General features: G+C 71.6%; 11 protein-coding genes and 2 pseudogenes. 7 read left to right on the top strand and 6 right to left on the bottom strand.

All coding sequences use genetic code 11. From position 1 onward, the window contains the following. Positions 1–62 precede the first annotated feature (62 nt). The gene (locus V8690_RS15555; RefSeq protein ID WP_338779331.1) at positions 63–920 is read left to right on the top strand and encodes a fumarylacetoacetate hydrolase family protein; all 858 of its coding nucleotides are present in this window, start codon (positions 63–65) and stop codon (positions 918–920) included. Between the two features lie 77 nt (positions 921–997). Here V8690_RS15555 and V8690_RS15550 read toward each other — a convergent pair whose 3' ends face one another. From V8690_RS15550 to V8690_RS15540, 3 genes are all read right to left on the bottom strand, one after another. Then, positions 998–1,867: an LLM class F420-dependent oxidoreductase gene (locus V8690_RS15550; protein ID WP_338779330.1), complete on the bottom strand. Its 870-nt coding sequence runs from the start codon at positions 1,865–1,867 to the stop codon at positions 998–1,000. A gap of 121 nt (positions 1,868–1,988) precedes the next feature. Next, entirely contained in the window at positions 1,989–2,522 is a 534-nt protein-coding gene (locus V8690_RS15545; protein ID WP_338779329.1) for a heme-degrading domain-containing protein, read from the bottom strand. Continuing rightward, positions 2,519–3,634, bottom strand: a complete 1,116-nt coding sequence (locus V8690_RS15540) for a Gfo/Idh/MocA family oxidoreductase (RefSeq protein WP_338779327.1) — start codon at positions 3,632–3,634, stop codon at positions 2,519–2,521. The genes V8690_RS15545 and V8690_RS15540 overlap by 4 nt, the downstream gene beginning before the upstream one ends. 86 nt (positions 3,635–3,720) lie before the next feature. Here V8690_RS15540 and V8690_RS15535 point away from each other — a divergent pair, with 86 nt between their 5' ends. The 6 genes and pseudogenes from V8690_RS15535 (at position 3,721) to V8690_RS15510 (ending at position 9,957) form a co-directional block, all read left to right on the top strand. Continuing rightward, entirely contained in the window at positions 3,721–4,866 is a 1,146-nt protein-coding gene (locus V8690_RS15535; protein WP_338785365.1) for an ROK family transcriptional regulator, read from the top strand. A 360-nt stretch (positions 4,867–5,226) separates the two neighbouring features. Further along, positions 5,227–6,000, top strand: coding sequence for an LPXTG cell wall anchor domain-containing protein (locus V8690_RS15530; RefSeq protein ID WP_338779326.1), 774 nt, complete (start codon positions 5,227–5,229; stop codon positions 5,998–6,000). 115 nt (positions 6,001–6,115) lie between these two features. Then, positions 6,116–6,895, top strand: a complete 780-nt coding sequence (locus tag V8690_RS15525; RefSeq protein ID WP_338779324.1) for an HAD-IIA family hydrolase — start codon at positions 6,116–6,118, stop codon at positions 6,893–6,895. Positions 6,896–7,702: 807 nt separating this feature from the next. After that, a pseudogene (locus V8690_RS15520) lies at positions 7,703–7,897 on the top strand (hypothetical protein); the annotation flags it as partial. 2 nt (positions 7,898–7,899) lie between these two features. Further along, positions 7,900–8,577: a class F sortase gene (locus tag V8690_RS15515; protein WP_338779322.1), complete on the top strand. Its 678-nt coding sequence runs from the start codon at positions 7,900–7,902 to the stop codon at positions 8,575–8,577. Between the two features lie 334 nt (positions 8,578–8,911). Further along, positions 8,912–9,957, top strand: a pseudogene (locus V8690_RS15510) (glycoside hydrolase family 6 protein). Here the strand turns inward: V8690_RS15510 and V8690_RS15505 are convergent. From V8690_RS15505 to V8690_RS15495, 3 genes are all read right to left on the bottom strand, one after another. Then, a complete protein-coding gene (locus V8690_RS15505) occupies positions 9,954–14,159 on the bottom strand; it encodes a trypsin-like peptidase domain-containing protein (RefSeq protein WP_338779321.1) in 4,206 nt (1,401 codons plus the stop codon). The pseudogene V8690_RS15510 and the gene V8690_RS15505 sit on opposite strands and share 4 nt — an antisense overlap. A gap of 156 nt (positions 14,160–14,315) precedes the next feature. Then, a complete protein-coding gene (locus V8690_RS15500; RefSeq protein WP_338779320.1) occupies positions 14,316–16,256 on the bottom strand; it encodes a kelch motif-containing protein in 1,941 nt (646 codons plus the stop codon). Then, on the bottom strand, positions 16,253–18,256 hold the full coding sequence (locus V8690_RS15495) for a glycosyltransferase family 2 protein (protein ID WP_338779318.1): 2,004 nt from the start codon (positions 18,254–18,256) through the stop codon (positions 16,253–16,255). The genes V8690_RS15500 and V8690_RS15495 overlap by 4 nt, the downstream gene beginning before the upstream one ends. Between the last annotated feature and the right edge of the window lie 147 nt (positions 18,257–18,403).

Raw genomic sequence — 18,403 nt, 5'->3', positions numbered from 1 at the left:
TGCCCCGCCGCATCCGGGTCGCAGGCCTCGGGTGGGCGCCCGCGATCGAGGGAGACGTGATCATGAAGCTGCTGCGAGTCGGTACGGCGGGGGCCGAGCGGCCCGCACTGCTCGACGCCGACGGGACCCTGCGGGACCTTTCGGGCGTCGTGCAGGACATCGACGGGGCGCTGCTCGCGGACGACGCGGCGCTCGGTCGGGTCCGTGCCGCCGCCGATGCCGGTGAGCTGCCCGACCTGGACGCCACGGGGCTGCGGATCGGCCCGCCGCTGGGGCGGATCGGCAAGATCGTCTGCATCGGGCTGAACTACCACGACCACGCGCGCGAGACGGGTGCCGAGCCGCCCGCCGAGCCGGTCCTCTTCATGAAGGCGCCGGACACGGTGGTCGGGCCGAACGACACGGTGCTCGTGCCGCGCGCGTCCGGCAAGACCGACTGGGAGGTCGAGCTGGCCGTCGTCATCGGGCGTACGGCCCGGTATCTGGAATCCGCGGAGGAGGGGCTCGCGCATGTCGCCGGGTATGCGGTGGCACATGACGTGTCCGAGCGGGAGTTCCAGATCGAGCGCGGCGGGACCTGGGACAAGGGCAAGAACTGCGAGACGTTCAACCCGCTGGGGCCGTGGCTGGTGACGGCGGACGAGGTGCCGGATCCGCAGCGGCTGTCGCTGCGACTGTGGGTCAACGGGGAGTTGAAGCAGGACGGGACGACGGCTGAGCAGATCTTCCCGGTGGGGGAGGTCGTGCGGTATCTCAGTCAGTTCATGACGCTGTATCCCGGGGATGTGATCAACACGGGCACGCCGGCGGGGGTGGCGCTGGGGGCGCCCGAGCCCAAGCCGTTCCTTCGGGCCGGGGATGTCGTGGAGCTGGAGATCGAGGGGCTCGGGCGGCAGCGGCAGGAGTTCAAAGACGCCTGAAGGGCGGGGAGCTGCGGAGCGTTCGCGGCTGCGGGTTCGTCGTGGTTGTTCGCGCAGTTCCCCGCGCCCCTGAGGGGTCAGCCCAGCAGCACGGTCGCCAGGTCGCGCCACGCCTTCCTCGGGAGGACTTCCCGGCGCTCGCCGCCCAGGACTTGGAGGGCGAGGTGGTCCGCCCCCGCCTCGAAGAAGGCGTCGATCTTGGTGCGGATCGCCGTGTCGTCGCCCCAGGCGAACAGGGCGTCGACCAGGCGGTCGCTGCCGCCGTCCGTCAGGTCGTCCTCGGTGAAGCCGTGCCGGAGGAAGTTGTTGGTGTAGTTCGCAAGCGGGAGGTAGATCTCGAGGAACTCGCGGGCCAGGGCGCGGGCGCGGGCCGGGTCCGTCTCCGGGATGACGCCCAGCTCCGGGGCCAGCAGCGGGGCCTCGCCCAGGATCTCGCGGGCGTGCGCGGTGTGCTCCGGGGTGACCAGGTACGGGATCGAGCCCGCCGCCCGGTCGCGGGCCAGCCGGAGCGACTTCGGGCCCAGAGCGGCCAGGAGGCGGCGGTCCGCCGGCACTCCGGCGGCGTCCAGGCCGTCGAGGTGGCCGACGAGGGCCGAGTAGGGGCGGGAGTACTGCTCCTCGCGCTTGGCGTGGCTCACTCCGAGGCCCAGCAGGAAACGCCCGGGGTGGGCCGACTCCAGTTCCCCGAAGGCCGTGGCGGCGGCGTCCGGCCCGTGCTGCCAGATGCTCTGGATGCTGGTGCCGACGGTGAGCTTCGAGGTCGCCTCGATCAGCGGGGCCGCGTTGGCGGCGGAGCTGTTGCCGCCCAGCCAGACGGCGCCGTAGCCGAGTTCCTCCAGTTCGGCGGCGGCCTCGGCGAGTTCGCCGCGCCGGTCCGGGTCCTCCGAGCGCAGGCCTACGCTCCAGATGCCGAACCGGCCGACGGTTTCCTTCAGAGCGGTGGTCATCGGTGGGGATCCCTCCGGGTGGGCGCCGTGTGTGATCAGCCGTGTGCGATCACGCGTATAGCGGGTGCCAACCGGAGAGGCCCGGCGGTAATTCCGAGCCGGTGCCGGTGATTTCGGCGCGCTAGCGGTCCTTGCCGAGGAACTCCTCCAGCGCCTCCACCACGAACCGGTGGTCCTGGAGCTGCGGCAGCCCGGACACCGTCACCGCGCCGATCACGCCCACGCCCTCGACGGTGATCGGGAACGAACCGCCGTGTGCCGCGTACGTGTCGGGGTCGAGGCGCGAGGACTCCTCGAACGTCGTGCCCTTGGCGCGGAAGCGGGCCCCCACCAGGTAGGAGGCGGAGCCGTAGCGCTCGACGACCCGGCGCTTGCGGGCGATCCAGGCGTCGTTGTCGGGCGTGGAGCCGGGCAGCGCCGCGTGGAAGAGCTGCTGGCCGGCGCGGTGGATGTCGATCGCGACCGGGGCCTGCCGCTCCCGGGCCATGCCGACGAGGAGCGAGCCGAGCGCCCAGGCGTCGTCGTGGGTGAACTGGCGGAACACCAGGCGGCGTTCCTCCTTCTCCAGCTCCTCCAGGCTCGGGGTGAGCTCCGGGTGGATCTTCGGGGTGAGTCCCTGGCTGTGCGAGGGGTTGTGCGTGCTCTTGTGTGTCACAGGGTCACCGTCACCTTCTCGCGGGCCGAACGACGCGCGGCCTCCAGTACGTCCAGGGCGGCGGCCGCCTCCAGCGCGGTCACCGGGTTCGGGGCGCCCTCCAGCAGGGCCTTCGCCACGGCCGCATAGTAAGCGGGGTAGTCGCCCGGGAGGGTGGGTTCGGGTCGGCCGCCTCCGGTGACCGGGGACTCGCCGGAGCCCACCCGGCCCCACAGCGACTCGGGCTCCGCGCCCCAGCCGGGCCCGGGGCGGTGGCCTGAGCGCAGGGCCGCCTCCTGGGGGTCGAGGCCGTACTTGACGTAGCCGGCGGCGGAGCCCAGGACGCGGAAGCGGGGGCCGAGCTGGGCGGTCGTCGCGGAGACGTAGAGGTGGGAGCGGACGCCGCTGGTGTGCGTGATCGCGATGAACGTGTCGTCGTCCGTCTCGGCGCCCGGGCGGCGGATGTCCGACTCCGCGTACACGGCGGCCGCCGGGCCGAAGAGGACCAGCGCCTGGTCGACGACATGGCTGCCGAGGTCGTACATCAGACCTCCGATCTCTGCGGGGTCGCCGGACTCCCGCCAGCCGCCCTTCGGCTTCGGACGCCAGCGCTCGAAGCGGGACTCGAAGCGCCAGATGTCGCCCAACTCGCCCTCGGACAGCAGCTTGCGCAGGGTGAGGAAGTCGTTGTCCCAGCGGCGGTTCTGGAAGACGGAGAGGAGCAGGCCGCGCTCCTCGGCCAGGGCGGCCAGCTCGCGGGCCTCGGCCGCCGTGCCCGCGACGGGCTTGTCGACCACGACCGGCAGACCGGCCTGGAGCGCGGTGGTCGCGAGCGGCACGTGCGTCTTGTTCGGGGACGCCACGACGATCAGGTCCAGCTCGGCGGCCCGGTCGAACAGCTCGTCCGGGCCGGCGGCGAGGCGCACCTCCGGGAACTCGGCGCGGGCCTGCTGCTGCCGCTCGGGGTTCGAGGTGACCACCGTGTCGAGGGCGAGGCCCTCGGTGGCGGCGATCAGCGGGGCGTGGAAGACGGAGCCGGCCAGGCCGTAGCCGACGAGGCCGACGCGGAGGGGCGAGCCGGGGCTGCCGGGGCTGCCGGGTGCGCCGGGTGCGCCGAGGGGAGTGCCAGTCATGCCGTCCACTTTCGCAACGCTGTTTCCAAAGTGCAAGCGCCGGGGACAATGGTGGCGTGAACAGGGCGAACGACCGTACGGGCGGAGTGGGCGGTGTGGCCGGCACAGGCAAAGGCACAGGCACAGGGGCAGGGGCCGGAGCGAACCTGCTCGCCCTGCGCAGCCACAACGCCGCGCTGGTGCTCGACCTGCTGCGGACCGCCGGCTCCGACGGCATCAGCCGGCTCGAACTCGCCGAGCGGACCGGCCTCACCCCACAGGCGGTCAGCAAGATCACGGCCCGGCTGCGGGAGGACGGGCTCGCGGCGGAGGCGGGGCGCCGCGCGTCGACCGGGGGCAAGCCGCGCACGGTGCTGCGGCTGGTGCCCGAGGCGGGGCACGCGGTGGGGGTCCACCTGGACCGGGACGAGGTCCGGGCCGTGCTCGTGGATCTGCGCGGGACGGTGGTGGGGGAGCGGCGGGCCGCGCTGGATCTGGGGGCCGGGGCGCGGGCGGTGCTGACGGCGGTGACGCAAGTCGTGCGGGAGACGGTGGCGGAGGTACTGCCCGCCGGACCGCTCCTCGCGCAGGCCGGTTCCCTGCTCGGGGTGGGGGTGGCGCTGCCCGGGCCGCTCGACCACGTCCGGGGTGTGCTGCACCGGGTGACCGGCTTCCCCGAGTGGGACGGCTTTCCGCTGCGGGAGGCGCTGGCGGAGCGGCTCGGGCTGCCGGTCGTGGTCGACAAGGACACCAACGCGGCGGCGCTGGGCCTGGCGGCCGGGGACGAGGGCGGCTCCTTCGCGTACCTGCACCTCGGTACGGGGCTGGGGGCCGGTCTGGTGATCGGCGGAAGCGTGCACCGGGGAGCCCGGACCGGGGCCGGGGAGTTCGGCCACCAGGTGATCCAGTTGGACGGCCCGCCGTGCACCTGCGGCGACCGCGGCTGCGTGGAGGCGCTGTGCCTCGGCGCGGTGGCGCGCGGCGATGCCGAGGAGGCGGCGCGCGTACTGGGAGCGGGCGCGGCGAACCTGGTGGGGCTGCTCGACATCGACGTCGTCCTGCTGGGCGGCCGGACGGTGGCCGCGGCTCCGGAGGCGTTCGTGCGGGGGGTCGGGGCGGTACTGGGGGCACGGGCCCGGCGGACGGGGGAGGACGCCGTGCCGGTGCGTGTCGCGCCGGGTGGAGGGCGAGTCGTGGCGGTGGGGGCGGCTCAGCTGGTGCTGGGGCCGGTGTTCGGGCGGGGGGCTGGCTGAGGGGTGGGGGGCCGCATTCGGCCACGGCGTGGCTGTGGCGTCCGGGAAGATCCGCACCAGGTGGTACTCCAGCACCGTCCGGACGTCCTCGAGTGAGCGGCGGCCGTGCAGGACGTCCCGGCCCAGCCCGACCGCTCCCGCCACCAGCAGGTCGGCCTCGTGCGTCCGGTCGATGCCCGGCGCGGTCCTCACCGTCGCCGGTGTCCCCCTGACCGGCTGGGCGCACTGGCGTGCGAAGGCACTCGGGCGCCGCCGAGGGGCCCGGAGTATCCGCCGACCGGGCGGCTCCGCTCCGCCGTTCGGGGGCGTTCCCGGCGACGTCGGCTCGCTACCGGCTCAATCCGGCAATGTCACATCTCCATGCGACTCTGCACGCCCGCTCACCTCTGCCTGGCGGCGGCAGCCGCCGTCCTGCTCACCGGGGCTCATCCGGCGTACGCGGAAGACCCGGCGCCCGCCTGTGCCGCGCCCGACGACCACACCTTCCCGCTCACCACCCGCATCCACGGCGGACCCGACGCCTACACGGCCGGGGGCGGGTTCGGGACCTGGTACGTCGATCTGACCAACACGACCGACCGGCCGTGCACCGGTATCCACCCCGTCGTCGTGCTCGTCGACGACAAGCGGGCGCTGGAGCCGTCGCAGCCCCGGCTGGAGTTCTTCGAGGGGGCGCGGGCGCACCCCGTGCGGTTCGAGAAGACCAGTGAGGACGAGCTCGTCGGGGCGTTCACCGACGAGGAGGACCGCTTCGCCGGGTTCACCGTCGCGCCGGGGAAGACCGTCACCGTGAAGGTGCGGCTCGCGGTCACCTCGGACGCCGTACCGAACGACGTCACCGCCAACGCCGCCGTGGTGCAGCGGCACGACGACGACGGCGACTGGGTCGGGCAGTCGAACGACTACCGGTTCGGGATCGACGCCGACGGACCGATCGACGGGGGTGAGCCGGAAGCCGACGGCGGCACCGACTCCCAGCCCGACTCCGACGCGTCCGTCCCGCCCCGCGAGGACCGGTTCCCGTTCGCCGAGGAACTCGCCGGCACGGGAACCGGCGGCCAGGTCACCGCGGCCGCCGCGGCGGTGCTGCTCGCCGGGGGCGGGGCGCTGCTCCTCGTGCGCCGGCGCCGCTGAGGCGCCAGGAGCTGTCCCGCCTGTCGGGACGCCGTATCCAGGCCATTCCGCAAGATCTCGCCACCTGTTTAGGCTGGGGCGCACGCTGGCCCGCGTACGGCAGGAGATCCCGCACATGGCAGACCGCAAGCCCATCGAGTCGTGGCTCACCGACATGGACGGTGTGCTCATCCACGAGGGCGTACCGATCCCCGGCGCCGACGCCTTCCTCAAGAAGCTGCGCGAGTCCGGGAAGCCCTTCCTGGTCCTCACCAACAACTCGATGTACACCCCGCGCGACCTGCACGCCCGGCTGCGCCGCATGGGCCTGGAGGTGCCGATCGAGAGCATCTGGACCTCGGCCCTGGCCACGGCCCAGTTCCTGGACGACCAGCGGCCGGGCGGCTCGGCGTACGTCATCGGCGAGGCCGGCCTGACCACCGCGCTGCACGACATCGGCTACATCCTGACCGACCACGAGCCGGACTACGTCGTCCTCGGCGAGACCCGCACGTACTCCTTCGAGGCCATGACGAAGGCGGTACGGCTCATCCTCGGCGGCGCCCGTTTCATCTGCACCAACCCCGACGAGACGGGCCCGTCCACCGAGGGCCCGCTGCCCGCGACCGGCGCGGTGGCCGCGCTGATCACCCAGGCGACCGGCAAGAAGCCGTACTTCGCCGGCAAGCCGAACCCGCTGATGATGCGGACCGGGCTGAACGCCATCGGGGCGCACTCCGAGAGCAGCGCGATGATCGGCGACCGGATGGACACGGACGTGCTGGCGGGCATAGAGGCCGGGATGCAGACGTTCCTGGTGCTCACCGGCCTGACCCGGCCCGAGCAGGTCGAGGACTTCCCGTACCGGCCGTCGCAGGTCGTCGACTCGATCGCGGACCTCGTCGACCGGGTCTGAGCAGGGGACGCAGCGGGCCGGAGCTCAAACCCGTCGCCACCCGTATGGAGCAGCCGCCGCGTCTTTGAGGATGCGGTGGCCGACCGTGCGGGGGAGGCTCCAGGCGTCTGGAGGTTCACGATGGGTTCCCTGAGAGTCACCGTCTGTACGAGCGTCCTGGTCGCGGCCGCCTTCACGCCGGCGGCGTACGCGGCGGACGCAGGGGGCGTCTCGGTGACCCCGGCGACCCCCGCGCCCGGCAGTGACGTCACGCTCCGGGTGACCGACTGTGCGGAGAGAACGGCCGTCGCCCGCTCGGCGGCGTTCGTCGCGGACGCGCGGCTCACCGTCACCGACGGTGAACTCGTCGGCGAGAGCCGCGTCCGCTCCACGCTCGACGCGGGGACGTTCGCCGTGAAGGTCACCTGCGGGGAGGCCGAACGGGCCGGCACGTTCACCGTCCGGAAGGGTGAGGAGCGGCGGTCCGTGTCCGGGGCGGGCGAACATCCGTCCGGGCCCGGGTCCGTGGCCGGGACCGGTGGAAAGCCGCCCGCGCCCGGGACGGTCGGACAACCACCCGTGCCCAGGACGGTCGGACAACCACCCGCGCCCGGGGCGATCGGGGAGCCGCCCGCGCCGGTGACGGTCGGACAACCACCCGCGCCCGGGGCGATCGGGGAGCCGCCCGCGCCGGTGACGGTCGGGCAGCCGCCCGTGCCCGAGGGCGGTGGGCCGCCGTCCGGCTCCGGCGACGACGGGCAGCGGTCCGGCTCCGGCGACGACGGGCAGCGGTCCGCGTCCGGGGGCGATGGGCAGCAGCCCGCTTCCCGGCGGCCGGGCGCACACCCCTCGCCCATCGCCCCGGTCCAGGCGGGCGGTGGTGGCGCGGCGGACCTCGTCGCCGCCGAGGACCGCGGAGCCGGTCCCGGTACGGCGCAGGGGGTGACCGGCCTGGTTCTCGCGGGAGTGGCCGCGGTGGTCGTCGCGCTGGGCGGTGTCCGCCGGCGTCGCGGAACGGACTGACCATGTCCGACCAGGATGGAATCAAGGGCCGTTCTTCGGGCACCGGCCGCCTGCTGGCCGGCGTGGCCTGGGTGGCGCTGCTGCTCGGACTGTGGCTGTGGGGCCGCGAGGTGACCGACGTACGGCACGGCATTTCCGCGCCCACCACGGGCGACATGGCGGCGGCCGGACGGCCCCCGGACGTGAAACTGCCGCCCGCGCACCGCCCGTTGGGCGACGCGCTGCCCCAGCGCGTCGACATCCCCGGGCTCGGGGTGCAGGCGCCCGTGGTGGCGCGGGGGCTGGACGCGCGCGGCGCGCTCGATCCGCCGCCGTACGACCAGCCGGACGCGGTCGGCTGGTACGCGGGCGGCGTGGCACCCGGCGCACCGGGCACCGCGCTGATGGTCGGTCACGTCGACACCGACACCCGGCCGGCCGTCTTCTACAAGGTCAGTGCCATGCGTCCGGGCCAGACGATCCGGGTGATCCGGGCCGATGCCAAGGTCGCGGAGTTCACCGTCGAGTCCGTCCAGGTCCTCACCAGAGACCGCTTCGACGCCCACCAGGCCTACGGGCCCCGCGAGTCGGGCCGGGCCGAGCTGCGGCTCGTCACCTGCGGCGGCAGCTTCGACCGTACGACCCGCAGCTACACGGCGAACGTGGTCGTCTCGGCGTACCTGACGGGAACCGGCCTGTAGCAGTCCCGGTGCGGCCCCCAGCCCGGTCGGCGACCCGCTCCCCCTGAAGTCGCCGACCGGGCTGGTCCTCGACCGCGCACGCACGGGCTGCGGGAGTAACCCGGCGAGCTGCGCGGGAGGCCGCGGGAGCCACGGTGGGTGAAACTCTGGCCGGAGGTCGGGCCCTGCTGAGGAGACTCTAGAGCCAAAGGGCCGCCCGGGCCTAGAGGTTGAATAACGCCAAGTCCCGATACGGTGGCTCTGCGTCATGCACGCAGGTGGCTTCCGCCTCGTGGGGGTCGCGTGGCGTATGTCAGGATTGAGACTTGGAACGGTGCACCCAAGGGGGAGTTGGATGTACGGCAGCAGGGGGGTAGGGGTGTCCGCCGCGAGGCGGATGTCCGCAGTGGTGCTGGGGGCGGCACTGCTGATCACGGGGTGTTCGTCCGACGGGGGGACGGATCGGACCCGGGCGCCGACGCGAGTGCCGACGCGGGTGCCGGGATCACACAGCAGCCCAAGGAGACCGCCCCGTTCTGGGTCAATCCGGACGGCACCGCGGCGAAGCAGGTCGCCGCACTGGAGAAGGCCGGCAAGAAGCAGGACGCCGAGCAGATCCGCAAGATCGCCGAGCAGCCGGTCGCCGAGTGGATCGGCCCGGACAACCCGCGGGAGCAGACCCGCGGCTTCACCGAGGCCGCCGACAAGGCCGGCCGTACGGCGCTGCTCGTCCTCTACAACATCCCGCACCGCGACTGCGGCCAGTACTCGCAGGGCGGCGCCGCCGACGGCAACGCCTACCGCGAGTGGGTCGACGGCGTGGCGGCGGGCATCGGCGACCGCTCCGCCACGGTCATCCTCGAACCGGACGCGCTGCTGCACCTGGTGGACGGCTGCACCCCGGAACAGTTCCACGAGGAGCGCTACGACCTCCTCAAGGGCGCCATCACGAAGCTCGGTTCCCTGAAGAACACGCAGGTGTACCTGGACGCGGGCAACGCCGGCTGGCAGAACCCCGACCAGATCTTCGAGCCGCTGAAGCGGGCCGGCATCGAACAGGCCGACGGCTTCTCCGTCAACGTCTCCAACTTCTACTCCACCGACGATTCCATCGCCTACGGCAAACAGCTCTCCGCCAAGGTCGGAGGCAAGCACTTCGTCATCGACACCAGCCGCAACGGCAAGGGCCCCTACACCCAGGGCGACCCGGACGAACGCTGGTGCAACCCGCCGGGCCGTGCCCTGGGCGAGACGCCGACGACCAGGACGGCGGACCCGCTGGTCGACGCGTACCTGTGGGTCAAGCGGCCGGGCGAGTCGGACGGCGAGTGCAAGGGCGGGCCGAAGGCGGGGCAGTGGTGGGCGGACTACGCGCTGAAGCTCGCCAAGGCCAGTTCCTAGCAGACGTCCTCGACCTGGTCCGGATCGACCGCAAGTTCCTTCTCCCCTTCGGTCAGTTCCCGCTGGGCGAGGGCGCACAACCGGTCGGCCCAACGCTCGGGATCGAGGGGGACGACGGAGGTGCGTGAGCCGTCCATCATCGTGAGGGACTTGCCATCGGCGCTCGGCGAGACGATCGAGCCGTAGCCCATGTAGTAGCGGTAGGTGTCCCGGCGGTCGACCACGTCCCAGACGACCAGCTCGCCGGCGGCGGTCGTCGTGTGCAGCAGCCGGTTGTCCAGGAAGCGGCCGAGGTAGTAGACGCCGTCGTAGGTGAGGTCCGGTTCTCTGAACTTCTTCTTCCGCACGTCCCACAGGCGCACCTGGCCGCCGGCGTACTGCACGGCCAGCAGCTTTCCGTCGGGGGAGAGGCTGAACGACCGGATCGACCGGTCATCCCCGGGTTTCTTCGGCTTGTGCCACCTCGTGAACTCGCCCGAGGCGAAGTCCCAGACGCCGAACTCGTCCAGCTTCCGCACCAGCGCCTGGGGCTTCCCGGGGATGGCGATGGCGAAGGTGCCCGCCGCCTCGTTGGCGAGCTGCCAGTCCTCCTGGACCGCGGGCCGGTACACCTCGCCGTCCGGCTTCCCGGTGTCGAGCCGCCAGCGCGAGACGTACGACAGCCCCGAGATCACGGCGTGGTCGTCGTCGGAGAAGCTCATGTTGATCAAGGACGGGGTGAGCCCCGTGCGGGGGTCCGGGCCGGCAGCCGTGATGTCCGGCGGGGCGGGCAGGTCGAGGGCGTGCTTCTCCGTCAGGGTGCCGCCGTCGATCCGCCAGGCCAGGACCGTGCGCCGGTCCTCGGCGATCGTCAGCATCCACCGCCCGTCCGGGCTGAACGCGGCGTACAGGGGGGCAAGCGGCCGGGACGGCCGCGCGGTCGCGAGGAGCGTGCGGCTCGCCAGGTCCCACAGTTGCAGGTTCCTGCCACTGGAGTCGACGACGGCCATCCTGCCGGACGACCCGTCCGGTGTGCGGCTGCGGTTGAGCAGGGCGTTAATGTCGAACGACGTCGGCGGCCGGACCCGTACGGTGATGATGGTGCCGCCGAGGGCGACGACCGCGCGCAGGTCGCCGGGCGGCCCGGCGAACGCGACGGGCGGGGCGAGCCCGCGGCCGGTGATGTTCTGGTCCTCCGGAGCGGCGGCGGGCGCGTCGAAGGTGGCCGGCCAGCCCTTCTCCAGGTCGACGACGAGGAACCGCAGCCGGCCGAGGTCGCTGCCGATGCGTCCCATGGGGTTGATCAGATAGCTGCCGGAGGCGTCGAGCCGGGGCGTGTGGAGCGGGCACAGGCCCTGGAAGCCGGAGTTGTTCCAGCTGCGGAAGCGCTTCGGCGAGGCACCCAGCCGCCACGCTTCGAGCACGCCCTGGGTCGTGCAGGTGACCAGGACGCGGCCGTTGCCGCTGACCGTCGCCGAGGCCGCGGCCTGCTCGCCCCAGGGGCGGTGCAGGGCACCGCTGTCGAGGTTCCAGGAGACCAGCCGGCCGCGGGCGTTGTCCGCGGCGGCGTCCTTCGGCACGATCCGCGCGACCACCGTACCGTCCGCACCGAACCAGGCCTGTGCGGCATCCCAGCCCTTCGGCGGGGCGAGCGTACGGCCCGTGCGGCGGCCGGTGTCCGTGTTCCACACGAGCACGCCCTCGCGGGGGATCGCGGCGAGAATCCGCTTGCCGTCCCCGTCGAAGGCCAGGTCGTGGACGCCGCGCAGGTTGTCCCCCATCTGCTCCTTCTGCCGGAGTGTGACGGTCCGCAGGCCGCCGGAGGGAGCCGGGATGCCGAGCGAGATCACACCCCAGTCGGACGCCCGGGCCGCGATCCGGCCGTCGGGCGACACGGCCATACGCGCGTTGTCGGTCGCCTTGTTGTAGAGGTAGGGCTTCGGCCGGGCTTTGCCCCGCAGGTCGAGTCGCACGTAATGGCCGCTGCCGAGCAGGGCGTACGCGTAGGCGCCGTCCTCCGTGAGCGCGACGTCTTCGACATCGTGACGCCCCTCCATCAACACCCGCTCCACGTCCTGCAAGCGCAAGTACTGCGCCAGCAGGGCGGACCGCGCATCAGGCCGGGCCTCCGCCCGATACGCCCCGACCGTGTACAGCGAGGACACGGCCAGGGACGTGCCGTCGATACTCGCAGCCTGCTGCGCCAACCGATCCGAAACCAACCGCCGCTGCTCCGTCAGCAGGTTCAGATACAGCACGGACACCACCGCCGCCGCCACCACGGCCAGCACCGTGACCACCGCCCACAGCACCCGCAGATACCGCTTCCGGCGCTCGGACCTCGCGGCCTCGTGTGCCTTACGAGCCCTCAGTCCGACACTCGCCTCGATGAACTGCCGGTCCTCCTGGGTGAGTTCGTCACGCCGATCCGCGAGCCACCGCTCCGCCACCGACAGTGCCGGATCCTCCAGCAGCAGGCCGTCGGGCCGTCCTTCCCGCCACCAGCGGGCGCGGTCGTAGCGCAGTTCGCCGCGCCAGGTGAGGAACGTACGGTCTTTCTCCAGCTGCTCGGCCAGCGGCTGCCAGTGTTCGATGAGGGCCTCGTGGGCCAGCTCGACCGTCTCGCCCCGCTCGGGATCCGCGCCCACCACCAAGACGCGGGCCTCGACGAGCTCCCGGGCGACGGCCCACCGCTCCTCGCCCGCGTCGCGGCGGGCGAGCCGGGCGCGCAGGGCCGTGCCGCTGCCGGGCGGGACCTGGATCAGTGCGCGGAGCAGCCCGGTGGCGGTATCCGGCGCCGCGCCCCGCAGCGCCCGTCGCCACGCGGAGTCCGCCCTGCTGCCCAGTACCCCGCCGAGGCCGCCCAGTTCGCGGTAGGTGTCGAGGCGGAGCCGGCCGCCGACCTGCCGTTCCCACAGGGTGGTCAGGACGAACCCGAGCAGGGGCAGGGCTCCCGGCCGGCCCGCCGCGTCCTCGATGAGCCGGTCGGCCAGGCCGCTGTCGTACTCCACGCCGGGGAAGGCCCGCAGCGGCAGCCGGACCACCTCGGTGAGCTGCTCGCGGGTCATCAGGCCCAGCTGGTGCGCGGGCGCGCCGCCGACCAGCCGGCTCAGCTCCGGGTGGCGCAGGGCCGCGTCCTGGAAGTCGGTCCGCAGCGCGACCAGGACCGCCACTCCGGGGTGCCGGCAGGCGTCGAGGAGGGCGTCGACCAGGGAGCGCAGCTCCTCCTCGGGGCGCAGCAGCAGCGCCTCCGCCTGGTCGAGTGCCAGCACGAGTCCGCGTGCCGAGCGGTGGGTCCGCAGTGCGTCCCGTATCGCCGCGGCGTCCGGCTGGCGGCCCTCCGCGCGCAGGGTGACGACCTCGACGTCCTGCTCCTTCAGGCGGGGCAGGACGCCCGCCATGAGGAGGGACGACTTGCCGGAGCCGGAGGGGCCGGTCAGGGTCACGCAGCCCTCGGGCAGCGACCCGCGCGGGCAGAGCAGGTCGACGACCGCGGTGACGTCCTCGTCCCGGCCGAAGAAGTGCGCGCTGTGCTCCTCGGTGTACGGGCGCAGGCCCGGGAAGGGGGAGGAGGGCGCGAGGAGTTCGGCCAGTTCCGGCAGTTCGTCGAGGAGCGTGCGGGTCGGGATGCAGAAGGCCTGTCCGCGGTGCGCGGGGGAGATCGAGGCGACGATGCCGACCACGGCACCGAGGTCGTCGTCCCATACGGCCGAGCCGCTGAAGCCGGGCTGGATCGGGTCCGACTGCCCGTCGAGCGGCGACATCTGGAGCCGGCCCGTGCCGGTACGGGCGCGCAGGCGGGCCGTGTGCCAGCCGCCGCCGGTGTCGTCCCTCGGCAGTCCGAAAACGATGGCCTTGTGGTCCCAGACGTCCCGGGGCGCGACCATGACGACCGGCCGGGTCTCCGACAGCGGGTCGGCCAGTGAGAGTACGGCCATGTCCCCGGTGCCGTTCGCGCGTACCGGGACCCAGTCGCGGACGACGGCATCCACCGGCTCGCCCTCACGGAGGACCAGGCGGACACCGAGGGGTCCGTCGGGGCGCTCCTCCTGGCGGGCCGGCCGCCCCGAGGCCTCCAGTACGACATGAGCGCAGGTCAGCACCAAAGTCGGCGCGATGAGCACCCCCAGGCCGCCGATGTGCCCGTCCGCGCCTGTGACCTGGACGGTCGCGGCGGCCAGGACCTCCTCGGCCGCCGGGTCCGACGTGGTCGACTCGGTCATCTCCCGTTTCCCCCGCCACCGTTGACCACACGTGTCGATGTCGTACCGAGGGCACCCCAGATGCCGTACGCGGGTCAAGCCGGTTTCCCGTCAACACCCGGACATGCAGCAGGGGCGCCCCCCGCCGCACGGGAGAGCGCCCCGATCAGCCGATTCCTACGGCACCTTGACCCACTGCGCCTTGCTCGGCGTGCCCCGGTCGTCCGTCACGAACAGCATGTACCAGCCCGCCTGGACCAGGTTCCGGTTCTTCGGCACGGTCACCGTCAGCTTGTCGCCGGACGCCTTGAAGTCCAGGGCGATCGACCGCTGGTCGACGTCCGTGACGTGCGTGGCGGCGCTCGGGCGGATCAGCCGGACCTTCTGGATCTTCGCCGCGTCCGACGAGGTGAACGTCCCCGTCCCGCCGCGCTCGATGGTCTGCGGCCCGCCGGACAGCGAGGGCTGGTCCCCGCTGCCGTAGAGGTACGGCGGTGTGTAGATCTCGATGCGCTGCTCGAACGTGCCCGGCTTGGTGTTGGCCTTGTCGCCGTACAGCGAGTCCGAGCCGAAGAACATCACACGGCCGTCGGGCAGCAGAATCGACCCGGAGTGGTAGTTGCGGCCCACCAGCGGGTCGGCGACCCGCCTGAGCTTGTTCTTCTCCGTGTCGTAGAGCCGCGCCTCGAAGATGTTGGAGTCGCTGCGGCCCCGGTAGTCCTGCGAACCGCCGGAGATCAGCACGCTGTCGTCGGGCAGGATCGAGGCGTTCGGGTAGCGCGTGCCCTTGTCCAGGGACGGGCCGTCCACGAAGCGCGGGTCGTCGTCCTTGAGGTCGACGATCCGGGTCTTCTCGCTGGACTCCTTGGACTCGCCGACGCCACCGCCGCCGATCACCATGTACTTCTCGTCCTGCGCGGGCGGCAGCAGCACCGTGCCGGACGTCTCCATCAGCTTGGGGTCGCTCAGGCCGGGGATCTTCGTGAACTTGTTGGTGTCCACGTCCCACACGCCCGGCTCACGGCCCACGTCGTCCGGCCCGTAGCCCGCGTTGGAACCCGAGTAGAAGATCTTGCCGTTCTGCATGAGGAACAGCGCCGGATAGGTCGGGAACTGACGGACCTTGTCGGTGTAGGTCCACTTCTTGGTCTTCGGGTCGAAGACCTCGTTCTTGCCCGGGACCAGCTGGCCGATGTCGTCCAGGCCGGAGACGCTGAGGATCTTCCCGTCGCTCAGGGTGGTGAGCGTCGGGTACCAGCGGGCCTCCTTCATCGGGTCGACCTTGATGTACTTCTCGGCCACGGGGTCGAACTCGAAGGCGTCCCGGATCCCCTGGAAGTCCTTCTTGTCGAGGGCGAGCTTCTGCGCGATGCCGTACGTGTTACGCGCGTCATCGCCCTTCAGGCCGTGCACGCGGTAGTTGTCCTGCGTGCCCGTCTCGTACTTCTGGCCCCGCTTCTGCGCCTCGACGTAGATCCGGCCGAGACCGGGGTCGTTGCGCAGGAACTTGCCGGTCGCCTTGTCGAAGACCTTCTTCGCGCGCGGCACGAGCACCGGGTCCTTCGAGACGAAGGTCTTGCCGTTCTCCTTGCCCGTGAACTTCGTGCCCGCGGGCAGCGTGATCGGCTTGTCCGGGTTCTCGTTGTGGACGATCATCAGGCCGCCGGCCTTGGTGACGTCACCCTTGAGCTTCTCGTACCGCTTGGTGCCGCCCGCGATCAGCAGGTTGCCGTTGGCGAGCTGGGTGTGGCCGGTGCAGAACAGGTCGCTGGGCGTCGGGACCTTCTTGATGGTGCCCTTGACCGGGTCCCAGATCCGTGTGTCGAACTTCTTCGCGTCGAAGTTGTCCTGGTTGTTGCCCGACCCCGCGACGAGCAGCACCTTGCCGGTGCGCAGCAGCGCCGCGTGGATCGTGTTCTGCCGGTATTCCTCGGGAAACTCGATGATCTCCCACTTGCCGTTCGCGGCCTTGTACTCCGGCTTGTTGATTGTGTACTGGTGGTATTTCTCGGTCCCCAAGCGGTACAGCCACGGCCCGTTCGCACCGGCCAGCGCGAGTACCACCGCCGTGCCGATCGCGAGTCGACGGGCCCGGCGGCGGCCTGCACGGTCGTTCATTCCTTACGTCCCCCAAGTCCACCAAGGGCGATCTGCATGGTCTGGTCGGTCCCCCCGACCTCCCCGTTTCCGCCCGGGGCGGCGGCCCAACCGGGCTTGTTCTGCGGGGCGTGCGGCGCCGCCTGCTGCGGGATGGGCAGCGGCTGCGTCCGGTGCGGCCCCGCAGGGTCCTGCGGCTGCTCCCCGGCGGGTGCGGCGGGCTTCTTCGCGTCCTGCCGCAGCTGCCAGCGCCAGGCGAAGACCGGCGAGGCGGTGATCAACAGCGCGAACGACGCCCAGATGATCATCGCGGGGTGCGAGTGGCCGAAGACGAAGCCGGCCGCGATCGACGCACCGAAGATCACGACGAAGTACCAGTGGTAGCGGAACGTCGCGAACCACCGGTCCGGGCTCGCCGAATCACCCTTGGGCGTGACCACGAACTTGCTCTTGCGCCGCAGCACGGAGTCGAACAGCGCCTTCGCGTACAGCGGCGCCGACAGTGCGGACATCACCATGCCGGCCACACCGCCGGAGCCCTCCGGCTCGTGCGGCGAGACGTTGTGCCGGCGGTTCCAGACGTACAGGCCGATCTGGAGCGCGGAGGCGTTGCCGTAGAGCATCAGCCACACCGCAGGGTCGATGTTCACACCCGAGGCACCCAGGCCCAGGAACAGGCAGCAGCTCAGCGCCGCCAGGATCCAGTTCAGGGCCGACATCGGGTAGAAGATGATCATCATCGTGTAGTTGAAGAGCTTGCTCGGCGGCAGCGAGTACCAGCCCTTCCAGTACTGCTTGAGGATCGTCTCGTACGTCCCCCGTGACCAGCGCATCTGCTGGGTGAAGAAGTCCGTCCAGGCGCTGGGGCCCTCACCGACCGCGAGGACGTCCGGGGTGTAGACCGAGCGCCACTTGTTGCCCGTCGCCGGGTTCTTGTGGCGGTGCATCTCGAAGCCGGTCGCCATGTCCTCGGTGATCGAGTCGTACAGACCGCCGATCTGCTTCAGCGCCTTGATGCGCACGGCGTTGGACGTGCCGACGAACATCGGGGAGCCGTAGCGGTTGCCCGCGCGCTGGATCAGCGCGTGGAAGAGGAACTGCTGCGACTCGGCGGCCTTGGTGATGGGGTTGTCGTAGTTGCCGTACACCTGCGGGCCGATGACGAAGCCGACGTCCGGGTCGCGGAAGAAGCCGAGCATCCGCTCCAGGTAGTTGGGCAGCGGCACGTGGTCGGTGTCGACCGAGGCGAAGAAGTCGTAGTCGTCGCCGTGCGCCTCCAGCCAGGCGTTGTAGTTGCCGTGCTTGGTCTTGGCGCGGTGCGGGCCCTCGGCCTGGTTCCACTTGGCGACGCCCTTGCGGGAGAAGTGGTGCACGCCGAGGCGCTCGCAGACCGCCTTCACCTCGGGGTCGTCGCCCTCGTCGAGCAGCCAGACGTGCATGAGGCCCCGGTGGCGGATCTTCACCGCGGCCTCAAGCGTCTTCGTCACCATCTCCAGCGGCTCCTTGCCGGGCACGAAGGAGGTGAGGAAGGCCACTCTGGTGCCGGTCTCGGGCACCACCGGGACCGGGTCGCGGGCGACCAGCGTGGCGTGCGCGTTCGAGACCACGTTCATGCAGCGGAAGAACTCGATCAGGCCGATCGAGACCAGCATCACCACGTCCAGCGCGGGCAGCCAGTCGAAGGCCGGGTAGTCGCGCTCGGTCCAGTGCTCGGGCTGGAGCAGCCACACCAGCAGCACGACGGACAGCACCGGGGCCGCGGCCAGCATCAGCGCGACTCTTATGCGGTGCGGTTCCTGCGAGATCAGTGACCGGTACTGCACCTTGTACGGCTTGGTCGGATCAGGCTGGGTGAGGGGACCGGCGAGCCGGCTGTAGTGCTCGTAGTCGTATCTCGGCAGCGTCTTCTTGATCCGCCGGAACGTCCCCGTGGTGCTCATCCGATGCGTCGGAACCCTGAGCTGGGTGGTCTGGGACGGGTCGTGGTCCTGCTGCCGGGCGCCCGTCGGCCTCGACGTCATGAGTCATCCCCCCACACGCGGACACCGCGTGTTTCGTCGCTTCCTTCGTCTGCGGCAGGTCCCCCTCGACCTTCACAGACGTATCAGTGGTGGGTCGCTGTCACCACGTCACCCACACCTTATAGACACGGCAACGCGACCTTCCGG

It is taken from the genome of Streptomyces sp. DG1A-41, assembly GCF_037055355.1.
Taxonomy (GTDB): Bacteria; Actinomycetota; Actinomycetes; order Streptomycetales; family Streptomycetaceae; genus Streptomyces.
Note: the sequence above shows the minus strand (reverse complement) of the source record. Positions and strands in the feature narration are given on the sequence as shown.